The following is a 20497-nucleotide window of genomic DNA, read 5'->3' on the forward strand; positions in this document are numbered from 1 at the left end:
CCACCGGTCCCCGCCCGCCCCCGAACCACTGGACTGCCCCCATGACAGAGACCGCCCCGAACAGCAGCAGCGGCGGAGACGTCCGCCTCGCCGGGATCAGCAAGACGTACGGGTCCTTCACCGCCGTCCACCCGCTCGACCTCGCCATACCCGCGGGCTCCTTCTTCGCCCTCCTCGGCGCCTCCGGCTGCGGCAAGACCACGACCCTGCGCATGATCGCGGGCCTGGAGGAGCCCACCACCGGCAGCGTCGAGCTGGCGGGCAAGGACGTCACCGCCCTGCCCCCGTACAAGCGCCCGGTCAACACCGTCTTCCAGAACTACGCGCTCTTCCCGCACCTCGACATCTACGAGAACGTCGCCTTCGGGCTGCGCCGCCGCGGCGTCAAGTCCGTGAAGAAGCAGGTCGAGGAGATGCTGGAGCTGGTCGAGCTCGGGCCCATGGCCCGCCGCAAGCCGCACCAGCTCTCCGGCGGCCAGCAGCAGCGCGTCGCCGTCGCCCGCGCGCTCATCAACCACCCCCAGGTGCTGCTGCTCGACGAGCCGCTGGGCGCCCTCGACCTCAAGCTGCGCCGCCAGATGCAGCTCGAGCTGAAGCGGATCCAGACCGAGGTCGGGACCACGTTCGTCCACGTCACCCACGACCAGGAGGAGGCCATGACCATGGCCGACACGGTCGCGGTGATGAACGCGGGGCGGGTCGAGCAACTCGGCGCCCCCGCCGACCTCTACGAGAACCCGAGCACCACCTTCGTCGCCAACTTCCTCGGCACCTCCAACCTCATCGAGGCCGAGGTCGCCGAGGCGGGCGGCGACGACCTGCTGCTCAGGGCCGGCGACGGCAAGCTCCGGCTGCCCGCCGCCCGGTGTTCCACCCAGACCCGCACCGGCGGGAAGATCCTCGCCGGCGTCCGCCCCGAGAAGGTGTCCCTGGTCCACGCCGACGAGGCCGGGTCCATCGCCGACGGGCGGAACCGGCTCACCGGCCGCATCACGGACGCGAGCTTCATCGGCGTGTCCACGCAGTACGTGGTCCAGAGCCCGGCTGCCGGAGAACTGGCCGTCTACGAGCAGAACATCGAGCGGGACGGACGGCTGGTGCCCGGCGCCGAGGTCGTCCTGCACTGGAACCCCGCCCACACCTTCGGCCTCGACGCTGCCCAGGATGCCGATGCGGGCACCGAGCTGGTCGAGGAGGGCGCATGACAGCCACCCAGGCGGCCGAAGCGCCCCCCGCACCCTCCTCCCCGCCCCCCGGGGAACGGCAGCCCGCCTCCCGCAAGCGCCTGGTCCCCTACTGGCTGCTGCTGCCCGGCATCGTCTGGCTGCTGGTCTTCTTCGTCGCGCCGATGGTCTACCAGGCCTCGACCTCCGTGCAGACCGGCAGTCTGGAGACCGGCTACCAGGTCACCTGGCACTTCGCGACCTACTGGGACGCGCTCACCGAGTACTACCCGCAGTTCCTGAAGTCGGTGCTCTACTCCGGCACCGCCACGCTGCTGTGCCTGCTGGTCGGGTACCCGCTCGCGTACACCATCGCCTTCCGGGCGGGCCGCTGGCGCAACCTGGTGCTGATCATGGTCATCGCGCCGTTCTTCACCAGCTTCCTGATCCGTACGCTCGCGTGGAAGACGATCCTCGCCGACGGCGGCCCGGTCGTCGGAGCGCTCAACACCCTGCACATCCTGGATGTGACCTCCTGGCTCGGCGTCACGGACGGGCACCGGGTGCTTGCCACGCCGCTCGCGGTGATCTGCGGCCTCACCTACAACTTCCTGCCGTTCATGATCCTTCCGCTCTACACCTCGCTGGAGCGGATCGACGGCCGGCTGCACGAGGCCGCCGGTGACCTCTACGCCCGCCCCTTCACGGCATTGCGGAAGGTGACCCTCCCGCTGTCCATGCCGGGCGTCGTCGCGGGCACCTTGCTCACCTTCATCCCGGCGACCGGCGACTACATCAACGCCGAACTGCTGGGCTCCACGGACGAGAAGATGGTCGGCAACGTCATCCAGTCGCAGTTCCTGCGCGTCCTCGACTACCCGACGGCCGCCGCGCTCTCCTTCATCCTCATGGCGGCGATCCTCGCGATGGTCACCGTCTACATCCGCAAGTCCGGGACGGAGGACCTCGTATGAATGCGTCCGCGCGACGGAGTCGCATATTCCGCTGGGGCCGCCGTAACCTCGTGGTGATCGCGGGCGTGCTCACGCTCGCCTATCTGATCGTGCCGAACGTCATCGTCATGGTCTTCTCCTTCAACAAGCCCAACGGGCGGTTCAACTACGCGTGGCAGCGGTTCTCCGCCGACGCCTGGACCGACCCGTGCGGCGTCGCCGACCTCTGCGGCTCGCTCGCGCTGAGCCTGCAGATCGCGCTCTGGGCGACCGTCGGCGCGACCGTGCTCGGCACGATGATCGCCTTCGCGCTCGCCCGCTACCGCTTCCGGGCGCGCGGCGCCGTCAACAGCCTGATCTTCCTGCCGATGGCCATGCCCGAGGTCGTCATGGCGGCTTCGCTGGGCACGCTCTTCCTCAACCTGGGCGCGGAGTTCGGCTTCTGGACGATCCTCATCGCCCACATCATGTTCTGCCTCAGCTTCGTCGTCACGGCGGTCAAGGCCAGGGTGATGAGCATGGACCCGCGGCTCGAACAGGCCGCGCAGGACCTCTACGCGGGCCCGGTGCAGACCTTCCTCCGGGTCACCCTGCCGATCGCCGCGCCCGGCATCGCCGCGGGAGCGCTGCTCGCCTTCGCGCTCTCCTTCGACGACTTCATCATCACCAACTTCAACGCGGGCTCGACGGTCACCTTCCCCATGTTCGTGTGGGGTTCGGCGCAGCGCGGCACGCCCGTCCAGATCAATGTCATCGGCACGGCGATGTTCGCGGTCGCCATCCTGTGCGTACTCGCCGGGCAGCTGCTCGGCGGCCGCCGCAAGAGGAGCTGAGAATCATGGCCACCGGAGCCATGCACCTCTCTTCCGGGGGCAACACCCCCGGACCCCCTGCCGCATCATCACTGGCCGACGCCCAGCCCGTCCCGTACTGGCTGGACGACCCTGCCAAACCGCGCGCCCGGCCCGCCCTCGTCGGCGACGAGCAGTGCGACCTGCTCGTCGTCGGCGGCGGGTACTCGGGACTGTGGACCGCGCTCCTCGCCAAGGAGCGCGACCCCGGCCGGGACGTCGTCCTCATCGAGGCGAAGGAGGCCGGGTGGGCGGCCTCCGGCCGCAACGGCGGCTTCTGCGCGGCCTCCCTCACCCACGGTTTCGCCAACGGCCTGGCCCGCTGGCCCGAGGAACTGCCGAAGCTGGAGGCGCTCGGCCACCGCAACCTGGACGCGATCGAGTCCGCCGTCGCCCGTTACGGCATCGACTGCGCCTACGAGCGCACCGGCGAGATCGACCTCGCCACCGAGCCGTATCAGGTCGCCGAGGTGCGCGAGAGCTCCGAGAAGGCGGCCGGACTGGGCATCGAGCTCACCTTCCTGGACCGCGACGCCGTCCGGGCCGAGGTCGATTCACCGACCTTCCTGGCCGGCGTCTGGGACCGGACCGGTGTGGCGCTGCTCAACCCCGCCCGCCTCGCCTGGGGCCTCAAGCGCGCCTGCCTCGAGCTCGGCGTACGGCTCTACGAGCACACGCCCGCCACCGAACTCGCCCCGCACGGCCCGGGCATGGGCGTCCGCACCCCGTACGGCAGGGTGCGCGCCCGCCAGGTGGCGCTCGGCACCAACGCCTTCCCGTCCCTGGTGCGCCGCGTGCGCCCGTACGTGGTGCCCGTCTACGACTACGCGCTGATGACCGAGCCGCTGGGCGACGAGCAGCTGGCCTCGATCGGCTGGCGGAACCGCCAGGGCCTGAGCGACAGCGCCAACCACTTCCACTACTTCCGGCTGACGGCCGACAACCGCATCCTGTGGGGCGGCTACGACGTCATCTACCACTACGGCGGCCGGATCACCGAGGACTACAACCAGCGCCCCGAGACGTATCTCAAGCTCGCCGGCCACTTCTTCCGCTGCTTCCCGCAGCTGGAGGGCGTGCGCTTCACGCACACCTGGGGCGGGGTCATCGACACCTGCTCCCGCTTCTCACCGTTCTTCGGCACGGCCCACCGCGGCCGCGTCGCGTACGCCGTCGGCTATACGGGCCTGGGCGTCGGCGCCACCCGCTTCGGCGCGGACGTGATGCTCGATCTGCTGAGCGGCGAGCGCACCGAGCGCACGGAGACGGACATGGTCCGTACGAAGCCGCTGCCCTTCCCGCCCGAGCCGGTGCGCTGGGCGGGCATCGGCATCACCCAGTGGTCGCTGGCCCGCGCGGACGCGGGCGGCGGGCGGCGCAACCTCTGGCTCAGAGCGATGGACCGGATCGGCCTCGGATTCGACTCATAGGGGGCCGGGGGGCCGGCCCGCGAACCGGGCTGCCGACCGGGCCGGCCAGGGCGCAGAGCAGTGCACCGAAGAGGAGCCAGCTGGCTACGACGTCCAGAGGCCAGTGGTAGGCGCGGAGCACCAGGCCGGTGCCCACCGCGAGGTTGAGCAGGACGGCCGCGGCCCCGAGCAGGCGCCGTGCGAGGGCCCGGCGCAGCGCGGGTGTCAGCAGCAGCGCCGCCGTGCCGTATGCGACGGCGGCCGTCGCCGCGTGGCCCGAGGGGTACCAGCCGTAGTCCTCCGCGGGACCGAGCGGACCGGGACGGCCGATCCAGATCTTGAGCGGGACGACGACCGCCGGGACGGCCGCCATGGCGAGCGCGGCGAGCAGGGACGGCAGCCACCAGCGCCGTACGCCGTCGCGGCCACCGCGCACGCCCCGCCACAGAGAGACGCAGACGGCTGCCCCCAGCACCGGCAGTGCGACCTGCGTGTTGCCCAGGTCGGCGGCCCGCTCGGCGACGAGGACCCAGCCGTGGGGGCGGAAGATGCTCCGGCCCGCCCGCTCGTCGAGCGCGCGCAGCGGACCGCCCGTCACCACCTGCCAGGTGAGCAGACCGAAGAGCACCGCGCACAGCGCGGGAAGGACGACGCGGACGTGCGGCACCGGAAAACGCGACCGCCCTGGAACGGGGGGGAGGGTTCCAGGGCGGTCGTCACGACCGGTGTGCCGCGCGCCCCGGGGGGTATGGGGCGGGCGGCCGTCCGACCGGTGAGGAGTTCCGGAGCCGGAAGCCCCGGTGGTGTGCGCGAGGGCACAGCCGGGCCGGGGCTGGGGATGCGCCGACTCGACATCGCCCGCAGTCCCCTGCGAGCGGGGTGTTTCTCTCATCTGCAGGAACCGTACGCCAGGCGGGGCGGGCCCGACAGACGGATAGCCCGTCCGCCATCGGCCCCCCACACATTCTTCACGCCGCCTCACAGACGGCCCAGTGGATCACTCCGGGCCCGCGCCGGATCACAGCCCGGCGAGCGCGCCCTCGAGGATGTCCAGGCCTTCGTTCAGCAGGTCCTCGCCGATGACCAGCGGCGGCAGGAAGCGCAGCACGTTCCCGTACGTACCGCAGGTGAGGACCAGCAGGCCCTCCTGGTGGCAGGCCTTCGCCAGCGCCGCCGTCGCCTCCGGGTTCGGGTCCTTCGAGCCGGACTTCACCAGCTCGATCGCGATCATCGCGCCCCGCCCGCGGACGTCACCGATGCTGAATCGATCGTTGTGGGCGTACTTCTCCTGCATCGCGGACAGGCGGCCCTTCATGACCTCCTCGATGCGCTTGGCCTTCGCGTTGAGGTCCAGCTCGCGCATCGTCTCGATGGCGCCGAGCGCGGCGGCGCAGGCCACCGGGTTGCCGCCGTAGGTGCCGCCGAGGCCGCCCACGTGCGCCGCGTCCATGATCTCGGCGCGGCCGGTGACGGCGGCGAGCGGCAGGCCGCCCGCGATGCCCTTGGCGGTGGTGATCAGGTCCGGGACGACCCCCTCGTCCTCGCAGGCGAACCACTGGCCGGTGCGGCAGAAGCCGGACTGGATCTCGTCCGCGACGAAGACGATGCCGTTGTCGCTCGCGAACTTCGCGAGCGCCGGGAGGAAGCCCTTCGCGGGCTCGATGAAGCCGCCCTCGCCGAGCACCGGCTCGATCACGATCGCCGCGACGTTCTCGGCGCCGATCTGCTTGGAGATCATGTCGATGGCCTGGGCCGAGGCCTCCTGGGCGCAGTTCTCCGGGCCGGTCAGCCAGCGGTACGGGTACGCCAGCGGCACGCGGTAGACCTCGGGCGCGAACGGGCCGAAGGAGTGCTTGTACGGCATGTTCTTGGCGGTCAGCGCCATCGTGAGGTTCGTCCGGCCGTGGTAGCCGTGGTCGAACACGACGACCGCCTGGCGCCTGGTGTACGCGCGGGCGATCTTCACCGCGTTCTCCACCGCCTCCGCGCCGGAGTTGAACAGCGCGGACTTCTTCGCGTGGTCGCCCGGCGTGAGCCTGGCCAGCTCCTCGCAGACCTCCACGTAGCCCTCGTACGGGGCCACCATGAAACAGGTGTGGGTGAAGTCGGCGAGCTGGGCGGACGCGCGGCGTACGACGGCCTCGGCGGAGTTGCCGACCGAGGTCACGGCGATGCCGGAGCCGAAGTCGATGAGGGAGTTGCCGTCCACGTCCTCGAGGACGCCGCCGCCCGCGCGCGCGGCGAAGACCGGCAGCACGGACCCGACGCCGCCGGCGACCGCGGCGCTCCTGCGGGCCTGCAGCTCCTGGGACTTCGGCCCGGGGATCGCGGTGACGACGCGGCGCTCCTGCGGGAGCGAGGGGCCTCCGGCGGTTGCGGTCATGAGGATCTCCTGTGGTCCGTGCGGATGAATGGGGCGTTACGTGGCCCGATGTGGTCCTACCCACGCAGGCTAGGCCCGGGGCAGGCCCCTGGGCATGCTCCGATAGGTAGCGCTGGGCGTGTCACGTTGTCCGCGGCGGACATAGGCAGGGCGCGGCGGGGGATGGCGGCCGGGGCGGGCGGACCGGTGAACTCCCCTGACAGGGGCACTAGATTGAGCGGGGCATTGGCGAGGACCGGGCGGTCAGGGGGCAGCGGAGCAGATGGACACCGAGGGCACGTACGACCCGCGCGGCACGCGCTCCGACCCGCATGTGCCGCGGCCCGCCGGGCCGCCGCGCGCCGAAGGTGTCCCGCCGCGCCCCGACGCGCCGCCGCCGGTTCCGGCCGGGCAGCAGGGCCGGGACTTCCTCGCGTGGCTGCGCACCCCACGGGCCGAGGCCGCGCCCGGCATCTGGGCGTACGGGCACCGGCCCAGGCCGCCCGAGGAGCCGGACCGCATCCCCGGGCGCCAGCTGATCAGCGGTGCGCTGATCGCGTTCCTCTGCGGCTGGCTGGTGTGGTCGCTGCTCTGGAACAGATACCTCGAGGGATGGTGGATCTTCGTCGACGACTGGTGGCTGCTGCCGCTGCTGCTGGTCGTGCCCGACACCTGGCGGAACACCGGGAGCGACTACTACGAGCTGTTCGTCGCGGCGACCTACCTCTACGACGCGCTCGTCCTGAGCCTGATCGCCGTGGGCTTCGGACGAGTCGGCAACTGGCGGGCGGTCTGGCGGCGGTTCGGCATCCCGCTGTGGCCGCTGTTCGTGCTGCTCCCCGGCGTATGGCGCGAGATGCCGCGCAGCACGTGGTGGCTCGAGTGGGCCTCGAACCTCTACTACGTTCTCCTCGTGGCCGCTGTCGTCACGGTCGTCGGGCGGGCCGGCACCTGGCCGGGGCTCTGGCGGCGGCAGACAGGACCGGCGCAGGCTCCGGCGCCGGGCGCCGACCCCGCCGAGTGGCCCGAGCTGCGGGCCGCCGGCGCCTCCGCGGTGGCGGACAAGCTCGCGGACGAGGCCAGGGCCGGCCGGATGAACGACGTCGATCACGCCCGTATCGGCCGCGCCTGGCAGTCCGTGCGGGCCCAGCCTTCGCGCCTCGCCGCCTTCACCGACACCGTGCAGCGCCATGGCGCCGCCGCCTGCGCGCACCCCTCCGGCGTGCGCGACCTGGCCGTCCGCATCGGCCGCCACGACCTGCGGGTCCGCCAGGTGCGCATCGGCGCCGCGGCCGACGACCAGCGCAATCCGTACCAGCACCGGGGCGCGGGATGCGCGCTCGACCCCGGGCTGCTGGGCACCTCACTCCTCGCGGTCGGGCCGCCCGGCTCGGGAAAGACCGCTCACCTCGTCCGGCCCGTCCTGGAGTCGCTGTGCCTGCAGGCCCTGGCAGGGCAGGCCGCGGTCGTCGCCGTCGGGGCTGCGGGGGCCGGGCTCGCGCCCGACGACGCGTTCGACGTCGTGATCCGGCTCGGCAGGCCGGACTCTGCCTACGACCTGGACCTCTACGGCGGCACCACGGACCCCGACGCGGCCGCGGGCATGCTCGCGGAAGCCCTGGTCGGCGACCTGGCCGCCACGCTGCCCGGCGGGGACAGCCGCAGGGCCGCCACCGCGCTCGGCCAGCTCCTCGGTCCGTACCGGGCCGTCCACGGACGCTTCCCGTCCGTACCGGAGCTGCGCGAGCTGCTGGACGGCTCGTCCGCCGCGCTCGGTGCGCTCCGGGCCGCGCTCGAGGAGTCGGGCGACGCCACGCAGCTGCGCGAACTCGACGCGCGCGAACGGCAGTCGGGGCGCGCGGGCGACGTCGGGGCGCTGCTCGCCGACCGGATCGCGCTCCTCGACCGGCCCGCCTTCGCGGACTTCTTCGACCCCACGGGTGCCGCGGACGCCGCGGGTGCCACAGGTGCGAGCCGCCCCTTCTCGCTGCGCGCCCTCGAACACCCGCTGCGGGTCCGTATCGACCTGCCCGAGCGCGGTCACGCGGAGGCCTCGCGGCTGCTGGCCCGCCTCGTGCTCGCCCAGTTCACCGAGTGCGCCACGGCCCGTACGGACCGCTCGCTCTTCGCCTGCCTCCTGCTCGACGACGCCACGCACACCGTCACCGCGGAGGCGCTGCGCGGCATCCAGCGGCTGCGCTCCGCCAACGCAGGGGCGGTGCTGACGCTCCGGACGCTCGAGGACGTTCCGGAGGCGCTGCGTACGCCGCTGCTCGGCGCGGTCGGCTGCCGTATGGCTTTCGCGGGCGTGACGACGTGGGACGGTGCCCGGTTCGCGGAGGTGTGGGGCAAGGACTGGGTGGAGACCCGGGACGTCACCAACCGGCAGATCATCGCGGACGAGCCGCTCACACGCGTGGTGCACGCCGTGCGCAGGCTCGTCACGGGCCGCGCCGTAACAGCCGAGTCGGTGACCGTACGGACAGTGGAGCGGGAGCGCTGGACCGCTTCCGAGCTGGCCCACTCCGTCCCCGCCGGGCACGCGGTGATCTCGCTGACCACGGTCCGCGGCGAGCACGCCCCTCCGGTGCTGGTGGATCTGCGCTCCTGACCAGCGCGGATGCCCGGGATTCGTCCGCTGAGGCAGAATTGGGCCATGCCGTTCATACGGGACGGCGAAGTCCTCGCTTGAAGGTGCCATGCCCCCTACCCTCGCGTCCCTCGTCCAGCACTCCGCGCTCAAGCTCGGCGTCCGCGCGGGCGAGGACCGGCTGGACACCGCCGTCCGCTGGGCGCACCCCAGCGAACTCGACGACCCCGTCCCGTACATGGAGGGCGGCGAACTGCTGCTCACCACCGCCATGAAGCTCGACGCCGAGGACGCGGACGCGATGCGCCGGTACGTACGGAGGCTGGCGGACGCGGGCGTCGTCGGGCTCGGCTTCGCCGTCGGCGTCAACTACGAGGACATCCCGCAGGCGCTGGTCGACGCGGCGGCGGAGGCGGGCTTCCCGCTGCTCGAGGTCCCGCGAAGGACCCCCTTCATCGCGATCAGCAAGGCCGTCTCGGCGGCCATAGCCGCCGACCAGTACCGGGCCGTCACGGCGGGCTTCGACGCCCAGCGGGAGCTGACCCGCGCCGCGCTGAGCGCCGAGGGCCCCACCGCGCTCCTGGACCGGCTGGCCGCGCACGTCGACGGGTGGGCGGCGCTCTACGACGCGTCCGGAGCGGTGGTCGCGGCGGCGCCCGAGTGGGCGGCCCGCCGCGCGGCCCGGCTCACCGCCGACGTGGCCCGGCTGCGCGAACGGCCCGCCCCGGCGAGCGCGGTCGTGGGCGCGGCCGACGACCGCGAGGACCGGGTCGAGCTGCAGTCCCTGGGCACCGGCCGCCGGGCCCGCGGCGTCCTCGCCGTCGGCACCGGCGCCCCGCTGGGCACCGCCGAGCGCTACGCCGTGCACTCCGCGATCGCCCTGCTCACGCTGACCACGGAGCGCTCGCGCTCGCTGCACGAGGCGGAACAGCGGCTCGGCGCGGCGGTGCTGCGGATGCTGCTGGCGGGCGAGCCGGACCACGCGCGGGCGGTGGCGGGCGGGCTGTACGGCGGGCTGCTGGACGCACCCTTCCGCGTACTCGTCGCCGAGACGGCGCCGGGCGCCGCTGTGGACGAGGCCGCGGCGGGGGGCGGGGCGGCCGACCCGCTCGGCGCGCTCGCCGACGCCCTGGAAGCGGCCGCGGCCCGCGGCGGCGAGTCGGTACTGGCCGTACCCGACGGCGACCGCCTGATCGTCCTGTCCCCCGACGGCGGGGCAGCGGTCGCCGCCTGCACGGAGTACGCGGAGGCGCTGGAGGAGCGGCGCGGTGCGGCGGCCGGGCGGCACGAGTCGGCAGCGGGCTCGAACGGGGGCGCGGAGCCGGTCGTCGGCCTCTCCGCCCCGGCGGGCCCGAGCGCCGCCGCGAGCGCCTACCGCCAGGCGCGACAGGCCCTCTCCGTGGCCCGCCGCCGCGGCCGCGCCCTCGTCGAGCACGAGCAGGTCGCCGCCGGATCCGTTCTCCCGCTCCTCGCCGACGACGCCGTACGGGCCTTCGCGGACGGGATGCTCCGCGCGCTGCATGAGCACGACGCGACGGGCCGCGGCGACCTGGTCGCCTCCCTGCGTGCCTGGCTCTCCCGCCACGGCCAGTGGGATGCGGCCGCCGCGGACCTCGGCGTCCATCGCCACACGCTGCGCTACCGCATGCGCCGCGTCGAGGAGATCCTCGGCCGCTCCCTGGACGACCCGGACGTCCGCATGGAACTCTGGCTGGCCCTCAAAGCCACGGACTAGACCAACACCTCCCGCCGCAACGGCGATCAACCACCGCGGCGGAGCCCGGCCGAACCCGCCGCAATCGGACGGCAGCCGTTGCGGCGGGGTTCTGCCGCATGCCGGGTGCGGGCCGGTTGTGCCCCCGGCAGAACGAATGTCCACAACCGGCGGAAAGATTGCCACCGCGGCCAGCGGAAAGCCCGCACCACTCCACCCCGGACAAACGAAATCCCCCGCCCCCGCCCCTACCGTGGTGGCAGAGACGAACCCCACCACTTCGGAAGGGCCGGGATCCGCTGTGACCACACATCACGCCTTCTGGCTCGCCGGCCGCGAGGCGACCGGCGACGACACGTTCGACGTCACCTCCCCCTGGGACGGCAGCCTCGTCGGCACCGTCAGCGTTCCCACCGAGGCCCAGGTCGAGGAGGCCGTGGCCGCCGCGGACGCCGTGCGCGACGAGTTCGCCGCGACGCCCGCCCACGTACGGGCCGCCGCCCTCGACCACGTCTCGCGCCGCCTCGTCGAGCGCACCGAGGAGATCGCCCGGCTCATCTCGGCCGAGAACGGCAAGCCCCTCAAGTGGGCGCGCGGCGAACTCGGCCGCGCCGTCTCCGTCTTCCGCTTCGCGGCCGAGGAGGCCCGCCGCTTCAACGGCGGTGACGCGCAGCGCCTGGACACCGACGCCGGCGGCGTCGGGCGGCTCGCCTTCACCCGCCGCTTCCCGCGCGGCACCGTGCTCGGCATCGCGCCGTTCAACTTCCCGCTCAACCTCTGTGCCCACAAGCTCGCCCCGGCGATCGCGGTCGGCGCGCCGATCATCCTCAAGCCCGCCCCCGCGACCCCGCTGTCCGGCCTGATCCTCGGCGAGCTGCTCGACGAGACCGACTTGCCGGCCGGTGCCTGGAGCATCCTTCCGGTGCCCAACGACCGTATGCCCGCCCTCGTCCAGGACGAGCGGCTGCCGGTCATCTCCTTCACCGGCTCCGACAAGGTCGGCTACGCGATCATGGAGTCGGTGCCGCGCAAGCACTGCACGCTGGAGCTCGGCGGCAACGGCGCGGCGGTCGTCCTGCCCGACTTCTCCTCCGAGGCCGACCTCGACTGGGCCGCGACCCGCATCGCGACCTTCTCCAACTACCAGGGCGGCCAGTCCTGCATCTCCGTGCAGCGGGTCGTCGCGGACGCCTCGGTCTACGACCGTCTCGTCCCCAAAGTGGTCGCAGCCGTCGAGGCGCAGGTCACCGGCGACCCGTCGGACGGCGCGACCGACGTCGGCCCGCTGGTCAGCGAGGACGCGGCCAAGCGCGTCGAGTCCTGGGTCGACGAGGCCGTGCAGGCGGGCGCGCAGCTGCTCACCGGCGGCAAGCGGGACGGCGCCTCGTACGCCCCGACCGTGCTCGCCGACGTCCCGGCCGACGTCACGATCGCCTGTGAGGAGGTTTTCGGCCCGGTTCTGACACTGCAGAAGGTGGACGGCGAGGCCGCGGCCTTCGCGGCGGTCAACGACTCCAAATACGGCCTCCAGGCTGGCGTTTTCACGCACGACCTGCAGACCGCCTTCCGCGCCCACCGCGCGCTCGAGGTCGGCGGCGTCATCATCGGCGACGTCCCGTCCTACCGCGCGGACCAGATGCCGTACGGCGGCGTCAAGCAGTCCGGTGTGGGCCGCGAGGGCGTGCGGTTCGCGATGGACGACTACACATACGAGCGGGTCATGGTGCTGACGGGCATCGACCTCTGAGTCCGCAGAGTCTCAGCTGAGCCTTCAGGGCCTCTCAGGAGAACCCCGGCTCCCGGCGGCCGGAAAGCGACGACACGCGACCCGTATCGCGTTACTCCGTTCGTATCCGTCCTGTGAGAGGGCTGGTACACCGCCCGCGGATTGGGTACATACGGTCGAGTAGTACCTACAGGTAGCAAGTCGACCGGTAGAGGTAGAGTCCCCGACTCCGCGGCGAGGTGAGCACCGCCATGACCGCAATATCCACCAGGCCCACGGTCTCCGAGCGTGAAGCGCGGCAGGTCGCCGAGGCGGCCCGCGAGCAGGACTGGCGCAAGCCGAGCTTCGCCAAGGAACTGTTCCTGGGCCGGTTCCGGCTCGATCTGATCCATCCGCACCCCATGCCCGACGCCGAGGGCGTACGGCGCGGCGAGGAGTTCCTCGACAAGCTGCGCGACTTCTGCGAGACGAGGATCGACAGCGCCCGTATCGAGCGCGAGGCCCAGATCCCGGACGAGGTCATCAACGGCCTCAAGGAGCTCGGCGCCCTGGGCATGAAGATCGACACGAAGTACGGCGGCCTCGGCCTCACGCAGGTGTACTACAACCGGGCCCTGGCCCTGGTCGGCTCCGCCAGCCCCGCCATCGGCGCCCTGCTCTCCGCCCACCAGTCCATCGGCGTGCCCCAGCCCCTGAAGCTCTTCGGGACCCAGGAGCAGAAGGAGACCTTCCTGCCGCGGTGCGCCCGCACGGACATCACGGCCTTCCTGCTCACCGAGCCCGACGTCGGCTCCGACCCGGCCCGGCTCGCCACCACCGCCGTACCCGACGGGGACGACTACATCCTCGACGGCGTCAAGCTCTGGACCACCAACGGCGTGGTCGCCGACCTCCTCGTCGTCATGGCCCGCGTACCGAAGTCGGACGGGCACAAGGGCGGGATCACCGCCTTCGTCGTCGAGGCGGCCTCCGAGGGCATCACCGTCGAGAACCGCAACGCCTTCATGGGCCTGCGCGGCATCGAGAACGGCGTCACGCGCTTCCACCAGGTCCGGGTGCCGGCCGCCAACCGCATCGGCCCCGAGGGCGCGGGCCTCAAGATCGCCCTCACCACGCTCAACACCGGCCGCCTGTCCCTCCCCGCCATGTGCGTCGGCGCCGGCAAGTGGTGCCTGAAGATCGCCCGCGAGTGGTCCGGCGTCCGCGAGCAGTGGGGCAAGCCGGTCGCCAGCCACGAGGCCGTCGGTTCGAAGATCTCCTTCATCGCCGCCACGACCTTCGCCCTGGAAGCCGTGGTGGACCTCTCCAGCCAGATGGCCGACGAGGACCGCAACGACATCCGTATCGAGGCGGCGCTGGCCAAGCTGTACGGCTCCGAGATGGGCTGCGTGATGGCCGACGAGCTGGTGCAGATCCGCGGCGGGCGGGGCTTCGAGACGGCCGCGTCCCTCGCCGCCCGCGGCGAGCGCGCGGTGCCCGCCGAGCAGATGCTGCGCGACCTGCGCATCAACCGCATCTTCGAGGGCTCGACCGAGATCATGCACCTGCTGATCGCCCGCGAGGCCGTCGACGCCCACCTCTCGGTCGCGGGCGACCTCATCGACCCCGAGAAGTCCTTCTCCGACAAGGCGAAGGCGGGCGCCAGGGCCGGCGGCTTCTACGCCCGCTGGCTGCCGAAGCTCGTCGCGGGACCCGGACAACTCCCGCGTACATACGGCGAGTTCCACCGCTCCGGGCACCCGGACCTGTCCGCCCACCTGCGCTTCGTCGAGCGCTCCTCACGCAAGCTCGCCCGCTCCACCTTCTACGCCATGTCCCGCTGGCAGGGCCGGATGGAGACCAAGCAGGGCTTCCTCGGCCGGATCGTCGACATCGGCGCGGAGCTCTTCGCGATGAGCGCGGCGTGCGTACGGGCCGAGCACCTGCGGTCGACCGGCGAGCACGGCCACGAGGCGTACCAGCTGGCCGACGCTTTCTGCCGGCAGTCCCGGGTCCGCGTGGACGAGCTCTTCGGGCGGCTGTGGAGCAACACCGACGAGCTCGACCGCAAGGTCGTCAAAGGCATCCTCGGCGGCGCGTACACCTGGCTGGAGGACGGCATCGTGGATCCCAGCGGCGACGGCCCCTGGATCGCCGACGCCTCCCCGGGCCCGGCCCAGAAGGACAACGTTCACCGCCCCATCCGCTGACCGCCCGGCCTTCGCACGGCCGTCCGCCAGCGCACTCCCGCCCGCGCCGCGGCGCCCCCGACGGGGGCGCCCGTCCGGCGCAGGCGGGGGTTACGGCCACAATGGGGGGATGACGGACTCTCTCGCCCATCCCCACGACCGCTTCGCCGCGGCCACCGCCGCCACCGGGGGGCCCCGGGACATCGTGATCCTCGGCTCCACAGGCTCGATCGGCACCCAGGCCATCGACGTGGTGCTGCGCAATCCCGGCCGCTTCCGCGTCATCGGCCTCTCCGCCGCGGGCGGCAGGGTGGAGCTGCTGGCCGAGCAGGCCCGGCAGCTGGGGGTCCGTACCGTCGCCGTCTCACGCGAGGACGCGGTGCCGGTGCTGCGCGAGGCGCTGGCCGCGCAGTACGGCGGCGAGCCGCTGCCGGAGATCCTGGCGGGCCCGGACGCGGCCACCGAGCTGGCCACGGCCGACTGCCACTCCGTCCTGAACGGCATCACCGGCTCCATCGGCCTCGCGCCCACACTCGCCGCCCTGGAGGCGGGCCGGGTCCTGATCCTGGCCAACAAGGAGTCCCTGATCGTCGGCGGTCCGCTGGTCAGGGCGATCGCCAAGCCCGGCCAGATCGTGCCCGTCGACTCCGAGCACTCCGCCCTCTTCCAGGCCCTCATGGGCGGCAGCAGGGCCGAGGTCCGCAAGCTGGTCGTCACCGCGTCCGGAGGCCCGTTCCGCGGCCGTACGAAGCCGGAGCTCGCGCAGGTCACCCCCGAGCAGGCCCTCGCCCACCCGACCTGGAACATGGGCCCGGTCGTCACGATCAACTCCGCGACCCTGGTCAACAAGGGCCTGGAGGTCATCGAGGCGCACCTGCTCTTCGACGTCCCCTTCGACCGGATCGAGGTCGTCGTCCACCCGCAGTCGTACGTCCACTCCATGGTCGAGTTCACCGATGGGTCCACCCTCCTGCAGGCCGGCCCGCCCGACATGCGGATGCCGATCGCGCTGGGCCTCGGCTGGCCCGACCGGGTGCCGGACGCGGCGCCCGCCTGCGACTGGACGAAGGCGTCGACCTGGGAGTTCTTCCCGCTGGACACCGACGCCTTCCCCTCCGTGGACCTCGCACGGCACGTCGGCGCCCTCGGAGGCACGGCCCCCGCCGTGTTCAACGCCGCCAACGAGGAGTGCGTCGACGCATTTCTCACAGGAAGCCTGCCGTTCAATGGAATTGTGGATACCGTCGCCGACGTGGTCGCCGAACACGGCACGCCGCGGGGAACTGGCCTGACACTCGCGGACGTCCTCGAAGCGGAGACCTGGGCGCGCGCCCGCGCCCGCGAACTGGCAGCGAAGGCGACAGCGGAGGCTCGCGCATGACGACACTGATGACGGTCCTCGGCATAGTCGTCTTCGCCGTGGGCCTCCTCATCTCGATCGCCTGGCACGAGCTGGGGCACCTGTCCACGGCCAAGCTCTTCGGCATCCGCGTGCCGCAGTACATGGTCGGCTTCGGGCCGACCATCTGGTCGCGGCGCAAGGGCGAGACCGAGTACGGCGTCAAGGCCATCCCGCTGGGCGGCTATATCCGCATGATCGGGATGTTCCCGCCCGGGGACGACGGCAAGGTGAAGGCCCGCTCCACCTCCCCGTGGCGCGGCATGATCGAGGATGCCCGCTCCGCGGCCTTCGAGGAGCTCAAGCCCGGGGACGAGAAGCGGCTCTTCTACACGCGCAAGCCGTGGAAGCGCGTCATCGTGATGTTCGCCGGGCCCTTCATGAACCTGATCCTCGCCGTCGTGGTCTTCCTCGGCGTGCTGATGGGCTTCGGCATCAACACCCAGACCACCACCGTCAGCACCGTCTCGGACTGCGTGATCTCGCAGCGCGAGAACCGCGACACCTGCGCCGACGGCGACCCGGCCTCGCCCGCCAAGGCGGCCGGCCTCGAGCCCGGCGACCGTATCGTCGCCTTCAACGGCCGCCAGGTCGAGGACTGGGGCGCCCTCCAGGACCGTATCCGCGACACCATCGGCCCCGCCACGATCACGGTCGAGCGGGACGGGGCGACGAAGACCCTGCACGCGAACCTGGTCGAGAACCAGGTGTCCAAGAACGACGGAAGCGGCCGCCCGGTCCCGGGTGAGTACGTGAAGGCGGGCTTCCTCGGCTTCAGCCCGGCGACGGGCGTCGTCAAGCAGGACCTCGGCCAGTCCGCGGACCGCATGGGCGACATGATCACGTCCGGGGTCCAGTCGCTGGTCGACCTGCCCTCGAAGGTCCCGGCCCTGTGGGACGCGGCCTTCGGCGACGGGGAGCGCGAGCCGGACTCACCGATGGGCGTGGTCGGCGCGGCCCGGGTCGGCGGCGAGGTCTTCAACCTCGACATACCGCCGGAGCAGCGGATCGCGACCATGCTCTTCCTGGTCGCGGGCTTCAACCTGTCGCTGTTCCTGTTCAACATGCTGCCGCTGCTGCCCCTGGACGGCGGGCACATCGCGGGCGCCCTTTGGGAGTCGGTGCGGCGGCACGCGGCGCGCCTCTTCCGGCGGCCCGACCCCGGCCCGTTCGACGTCGCCCAGCTGATGCCGGTCGCCTACGTGGTCGCCGGGATCTTCATCTGCTTCACGCTGCTGGTGCTGGTCGCCGACCTCGTCAACCCCGTCAGAATTTCCTGATCGGGAACGCTTTGCGACAGTCGGGCGAACCTTTCGCCCGGCTGTCGCCCTTTGCGCGAGTTTGGCGAGCAGATGTGCTGAGGCCGCGGCCGGTGCCGTAATCTCAAGGCTGGAGTCCGCCTCTCGGGGACCGCATTGATCCACACCTTCTGGGGTTGCTAGCAATCATGACTGCGATTTCGCTCGGAATGCCGTCGGTTCCGGCCCAGCTCGCCGACCGGCGGGTCAGCCGCAAGATCCAGGTCGGGTCGGTCGCGGTCGGCGGGGACGCTCCGGTGTCGGTGCAGTCGATGACGACGACGGTGACGGCGGACATCGGGTCGACCCTGCAGCAGATCGCGGAGCTGACGGCGTCGGGCTGCCAGATCGTACGGGTGGCCTGCCCGTCGCAGGACGACGCGGACGCGCTGCCGGTGATCGCGAAGAAGTCGCAGATCCCGGTGATCGCGGACATTCACTTCCAGCCGAAGTACGTCTTCGCGGCCATCGACGCCGGGTGCGCGGCGGTGCGGGTGAACCCCGGGAACATCCGGCAGTTCGACGACAAGGTCAAGGAGATCGCCAAGGCCGCGTCCGACGCCGGGGTTCCCATCCGGATCGGCGTGAACGCGGGCTCGCTGGACAAGCGGCTGCTGCAGAAGTACGGCAAGGCCACCCCGGAGGCGCTGGTCGAATCCGCGCTCTGGGAGTGCTCGCTGTTCGAGGAGCACGGCTTCCGGGACATCAAGATCTCGGTGAAGCACAACGACCCGGTGGTGATGGTCAACGCCTACCGGCAGCTGGCCGCGCAGTGCGACTACCCTCTGCACCTGGGCGTCACGGAGGCGGGCCCGGCGTTCCAGGGCACCATCAAGTCGGCCGTCGCCTTCGGCGCGCTGCTCAGCGAGGGCATCGGGGACACGATCCGGGTCTCGCTCTCCGCCCCGCCGGCGGAGGAGGTCAAGGTCGGCATCCAGATTCTCGAGTCCCTGGGCCTCCGGCAGCGCCGCCTGGAGATCGTCTCCTGCCCGTCCTGCGGCCGCGCCCAGGTCGATGTCTACAAGCTGGCCGACGAGGTGACGGCGGGCCTGGACGGCATGGAGGTGCCGCTCCGCGTGGCGGTCATGGGCTGTGTCGTCAACGGGCCGGGCGAGGCGCGCGAGGCCGACCTCGGCGTCGCCTCCGGCAATGGCAAGGGCCAGATCTTCGTCAAGGGCGAGGTCATCAAGACCGTTCCCGAGTCGAAGATCGTGGAGACCCTGATCGAGGAAGCCATGAAGATCGCCGAGCAGATGGAGAAGGACGGCGCCGTGTCCGGCGAGCCCCAGGTCTCCGTGAGCTGACCCCTGCTGAGGGCGCCGTTCACCAGCACCCAGCGGGTAAAGTGCGGAAACCAGCAGACCGCACGGTGAGGCATTCCGACAGGTGTTGACCACGACCACGACGAGGGTTCTCGAACCCCGAGAGCTCGACGCCGCCCTCGCGGTCCTCGACCGCGACCCGGTCGCGAACGCCTTCGTCGCTGCCCGCGTCCAGGTCGCCGGTCTCGACCCGTGGCGTCTCGGCGGCGAGATGTGGGGCTGGTACGCGGCCGGCAGGCTCGAGGCGCTCTGTTACGCCGGCGCCAACCTCGTCCCCATCTGCGCGGGCCCCGAGGCCGTACGCGGCTTCGCCGACCGAGCCCGCCGCGCCGGCCGCCGCTGCTCCTCCATCGTCGGCCCGGCCGAGCCCGTGGCCCGGCTGTGGTCGCTGCTCGAACCGAGCTGGGGCCCGGCCCGCGAGGTCCGCTCCCACCAGCCGCTCATGGTCACCACCTCCCTCCCCGCCGACATCCCGCCCGACCCGCTCGTCCGCCGCATCCGCAAGGACGAGATAGACACCGTCATGCCGGCCTGCATCGCGATGTTCACCGAGGAGGTCGGCGTCTCGCCGCTCGCGGGCGACGGCGGGCTGCTCTACCAGGCGCGGGTCGCGGAACTCGTCGGCACCGGCCGCTCCTTCGCCCGCATCGAGAACGGCAGGGTGATCTTCAAGGCGGAGATCGGCGCGGCGACCCCGAAGGCGTGCCAGATCCAGGGCGTCTGGGTCGACCCCGAGTTCCGCGGCCGCGGGCTCTCCGAGACCGGAATGGCGGCCGTTCTGCGGTACGCGCTGAGCGAGATCGCCCCCGTCGCCAGCCTCTACGTCAACGACTACAACACCCCTGCCCGCGCCGCGTACCGCCGCGTCGGCTTCCACGAGGTCGGCGCCTTCATGAGCGTCCTGTTCTGAACTCCTCGGCGGTCCACGTGCGGTCCCCCCACGGGTAGGGTCGCGACATGGATGACGTCGTGGTCGGGCCGCTCGACCTTGCCGCACGGGTGGACGAGGCACTGGCCGTTCAGGCGCTCGCGTTCGGGCTCAGCCACGACGAGATCGGCGTACGGCGTCACATCGTGCTGCGGCACCTCACCAGCCCCGGCGCCCGCGCGCTCGGCGCCACCGCACCCGACGGCCGCCTCGTCGGCTTCGTCTACGGGATGCCCAACGACCGCGGCCACTGGTGGTCGACCGTGGTCGAGCCGTACCTCAGGGCCGCGGGACAGGAAGACTGGCTCGACGACTCCTTCGTCATCACCGAGCTGCATGTCCATCCCGCGTTCCAGAAGCGGGGGATCGGGCGCGCGCTGATCACCACGATCACGGACAGCGCCGCGGAGCCCCGCAGCATCCTGTCCGCGATCGACACCGAGAGCCCGGCCCGTATGCTCTACCGCGCCCTGGGCTACCACGACCTCGCCCGCCGGGTCGTCTTCCCCAGCGCCCCCAGCCCGTACGCGGTGATGGGCGCGTATCTGCCGCTGCGCAGAGGGCTCGCCGCAGCCCGCCGCCGCTCGGTTGGATAGCCTCCTGGCATCGCTTTC

Annotated in this window: 15 protein-coding genes; 13 read left to right on the forward strand and 2 right to left on the reverse strand. The window is 72.0% G+C overall.

All coding sequences use genetic code 11. The annotated features are described in order from the left end of the window. Positions 1-41: 41 nt before the first annotated feature. Genes ACTWP8_RS06490 through ACTWP8_RS06505 form a run of 4 tightly spaced genes read left to right on the forward strand, consistent with a single transcriptional unit; the run spans position 42 to position 4397 of the window. Complete coding sequence (locus ACTWP8_RS06490) at positions 42-1205, forward strand: ABC transporter ATP-binding protein (RefSeq protein ID WP_443321159.1); 1164 nt, start codon at positions 42-44, stop codon at positions 1203-1205. After that, positions 1202-2137, forward strand: a complete 936-nt coding sequence (locus ACTWP8_RS06495) for an ABC transporter permease (RefSeq protein ID WP_443321160.1) — start codon at positions 1202-1204, stop codon at positions 2135-2137. The genes ACTWP8_RS06490 and ACTWP8_RS06495 overlap by 4 nt, the downstream gene beginning before the upstream one ends. Beyond that, positions 2134-2949 carry an ABC transporter permease gene (locus tag ACTWP8_RS06500; protein WP_443321161.1) on the forward strand — a complete coding sequence of 272 codons (816 nt, stop codon included), beginning with the start codon at positions 2134-2136 and terminating at the stop codon, positions 2947-2949. The genes ACTWP8_RS06495 and ACTWP8_RS06500 overlap by 4 nt, the downstream gene beginning before the upstream one ends. A gap of 5 nt (positions 2950-2954) precedes the next feature. Further along, positions 2955-4397, forward strand: coding sequence for an NAD(P)/FAD-dependent oxidoreductase (locus tag ACTWP8_RS06505; RefSeq protein ID WP_443321162.1), 1443 nt, complete (start codon positions 2955-2957; stop codon positions 4395-4397). On the opposite strand, the gene ACTWP8_RS06510 is transcribed toward ACTWP8_RS06505, so the two are convergent. Further along, positions 4357-5043: a phosphatase PAP2 family protein gene (locus ACTWP8_RS06510; protein WP_443321163.1), complete on the reverse strand. Its 687-nt coding sequence runs from the start codon at positions 5041-5043 to the stop codon at positions 4357-4359. The genes ACTWP8_RS06505 and ACTWP8_RS06510 overlap by 41 nt on opposite strands. Before the next feature lie 351 nt (positions 5044-5394). Continuing rightward, positions 5395-6759: a 4-aminobutyrate--2-oxoglutarate transaminase gene (gene gabT, locus ACTWP8_RS06515; RefSeq protein ID WP_443319464.1), complete on the reverse strand. Its 1365-nt coding sequence runs from the start codon at positions 6757-6759 to the stop codon at positions 5395-5397. Between the two features lie 262 nt (positions 6760-7021). Here gabT and ACTWP8_RS06520 point away from each other — a divergent pair, with 262 nt between their 5' ends. From ACTWP8_RS06520 to ACTWP8_RS06560, 9 genes are all read left to right on the forward strand, one after another. Next, positions 7022-9349: an ATP/GTP-binding protein gene (locus ACTWP8_RS06520; protein WP_443321164.1), complete on the forward strand. Its 2328-nt coding sequence runs from the start codon at positions 7022-7024 to the stop codon at positions 9347-9349. 88 nt (positions 9350-9437) lie between these two features. Continuing rightward, positions 9438-11063 (forward strand): PucR family transcriptional regulator, encoded by a 1626-nt coding sequence (locus ACTWP8_RS06525; RefSeq protein WP_443321165.1) that lies wholly within the window; start codon positions 9438-9440, stop codon positions 11061-11063. Between the two features lie 280 nt (positions 11064-11343). Beyond that, positions 11344-12789, forward strand: coding sequence for an aldehyde dehydrogenase family protein (locus ACTWP8_RS06530; RefSeq protein WP_443321166.1), 1446 nt, complete (start codon positions 11344-11346; stop codon positions 12787-12789). A gap of 230 nt (positions 12790-13019) precedes the next feature. Next, a complete protein-coding gene (locus tag ACTWP8_RS06535) occupies positions 13020-14957 on the forward strand; it encodes an acyl-CoA dehydrogenase family protein (RefSeq protein WP_443321167.1) in 1938 nt (645 codons plus the stop codon). Positions 14958-15066: 109 nt separating this feature from the next. Further along, positions 15067-16317, forward strand: a complete 1251-nt coding sequence (gene dxr, locus ACTWP8_RS06540) for a 1-deoxy-D-xylulose-5-phosphate reductoisomerase (protein ID WP_443321168.1) — start codon at positions 15067-15069, stop codon at positions 16315-16317. Next, positions 16314-17615: a M50 family metallopeptidase gene (locus ACTWP8_RS06545; RefSeq protein WP_443321169.1), complete on the forward strand. Its 1302-nt coding sequence runs from the start codon at positions 16314-16316 to the stop codon at positions 17613-17615. Before dxr ends, ACTWP8_RS06545 begins: the two co-directional genes overlap by 4 nt. A gap of 167 nt (positions 17616-17782) precedes the next feature. Further along, positions 17783-18937 carry a flavodoxin-dependent (E)-4-hydroxy-3-methylbut-2-enyl-diphosphate synthase gene (ispG, locus tag ACTWP8_RS06550; RefSeq protein ID WP_443321170.1) on the forward strand — a complete coding sequence of 385 codons (1155 nt, stop codon included), beginning with the start codon at positions 17783-17785 and terminating at the stop codon, positions 18935-18937. Positions 18938-19019: 82 nt separating this feature from the next. After that, positions 19020-19865 (forward strand): GNAT family N-acetyltransferase, encoded by an 846-nt coding sequence (locus ACTWP8_RS06555; protein WP_443321171.1) that lies wholly within the window; start codon positions 19020-19022, stop codon positions 19863-19865. A 47-nt stretch (positions 19866-19912) separates the two neighbouring features. Then, positions 19913-20479, forward strand: coding sequence for a GNAT family N-acetyltransferase (locus tag ACTWP8_RS06560; protein WP_443321172.1), 567 nt, complete (start codon positions 19913-19915; stop codon positions 20477-20479). Positions 20480-20497: the final 18 nt, after the last annotated feature.

This window comes from Streptomyces sp. 7N604 (genome assembly GCF_052245475.1).
Lineage (GTDB): Bacteria > Actinomycetota > Actinomycetes > Streptomycetales > Streptomycetaceae > Streptomyces.

Coding starts and splice junctions, on each gene's coding strand:
- ACTWP8_RS06490 (WP_443321159.1), top strand. CDS start 42: ATGACAGAGACCGCCCCGAACAGCAGCAGCGGCGGAGACGTCCGCCTC.
- ACTWP8_RS06495 (WP_443321160.1), top strand. CDS start 1,202: ATGACAGCCACCCAGGCGGCCGAAGCGCCCCCCGCACCCTCCTCCCCG.
- ACTWP8_RS06500 (WP_443321161.1), top strand. CDS start 2,134: ATGAATGCGTCCGCGCGACGGAGTCGCATATTCCGCTGGGGCCGCCGT.
- ACTWP8_RS06505 (WP_443321162.1), top strand. CDS start 2,955: ATGGCCACCGGAGCCATGCACCTCTCTTCCGGGGGCAACACCCCCGGA.
- gabT (WP_443319464.1), bottom strand. CDS start 6,759: ATGACCGCAACCGCCGGAGGCCCCTCGCTCCCGCAGGAGCGCCGCGTC.
- ACTWP8_RS06520 (WP_443321164.1), top strand. CDS start 7,022: ATGGACACCGAGGGCACGTACGACCCGCGCGGCACGCGCTCCGACCCG.
- ACTWP8_RS06525 (WP_443321165.1), top strand. CDS start 9,438: ATGCCCCCTACCCTCGCGTCCCTCGTCCAGCACTCCGCGCTCAAGCTC.
- ACTWP8_RS06535 (WP_443321167.1), top strand. CDS start 13,020: ATGACCGCAATATCCACCAGGCCCACGGTCTCCGAGCGTGAAGCGCGG.
- dxr (WP_443321168.1), top strand. CDS start 15,067: ATGACGGACTCTCTCGCCCATCCCCACGACCGCTTCGCCGCGGCCACC.
- ACTWP8_RS06545 (WP_443321169.1), top strand. CDS start 16,314: ATGACGACACTGATGACGGTCCTCGGCATAGTCGTCTTCGCCGTGGGC.
- ispG (WP_443321170.1), top strand. CDS start 17,783: ATGACTGCGATTTCGCTCGGAATGCCGTCGGTTCCGGCCCAGCTCGCC.
- ACTWP8_RS06560 (WP_443321172.1), top strand. CDS start 19,913: ATGGATGACGTCGTGGTCGGGCCGCTCGACCTTGCCGCACGGGTGGAC.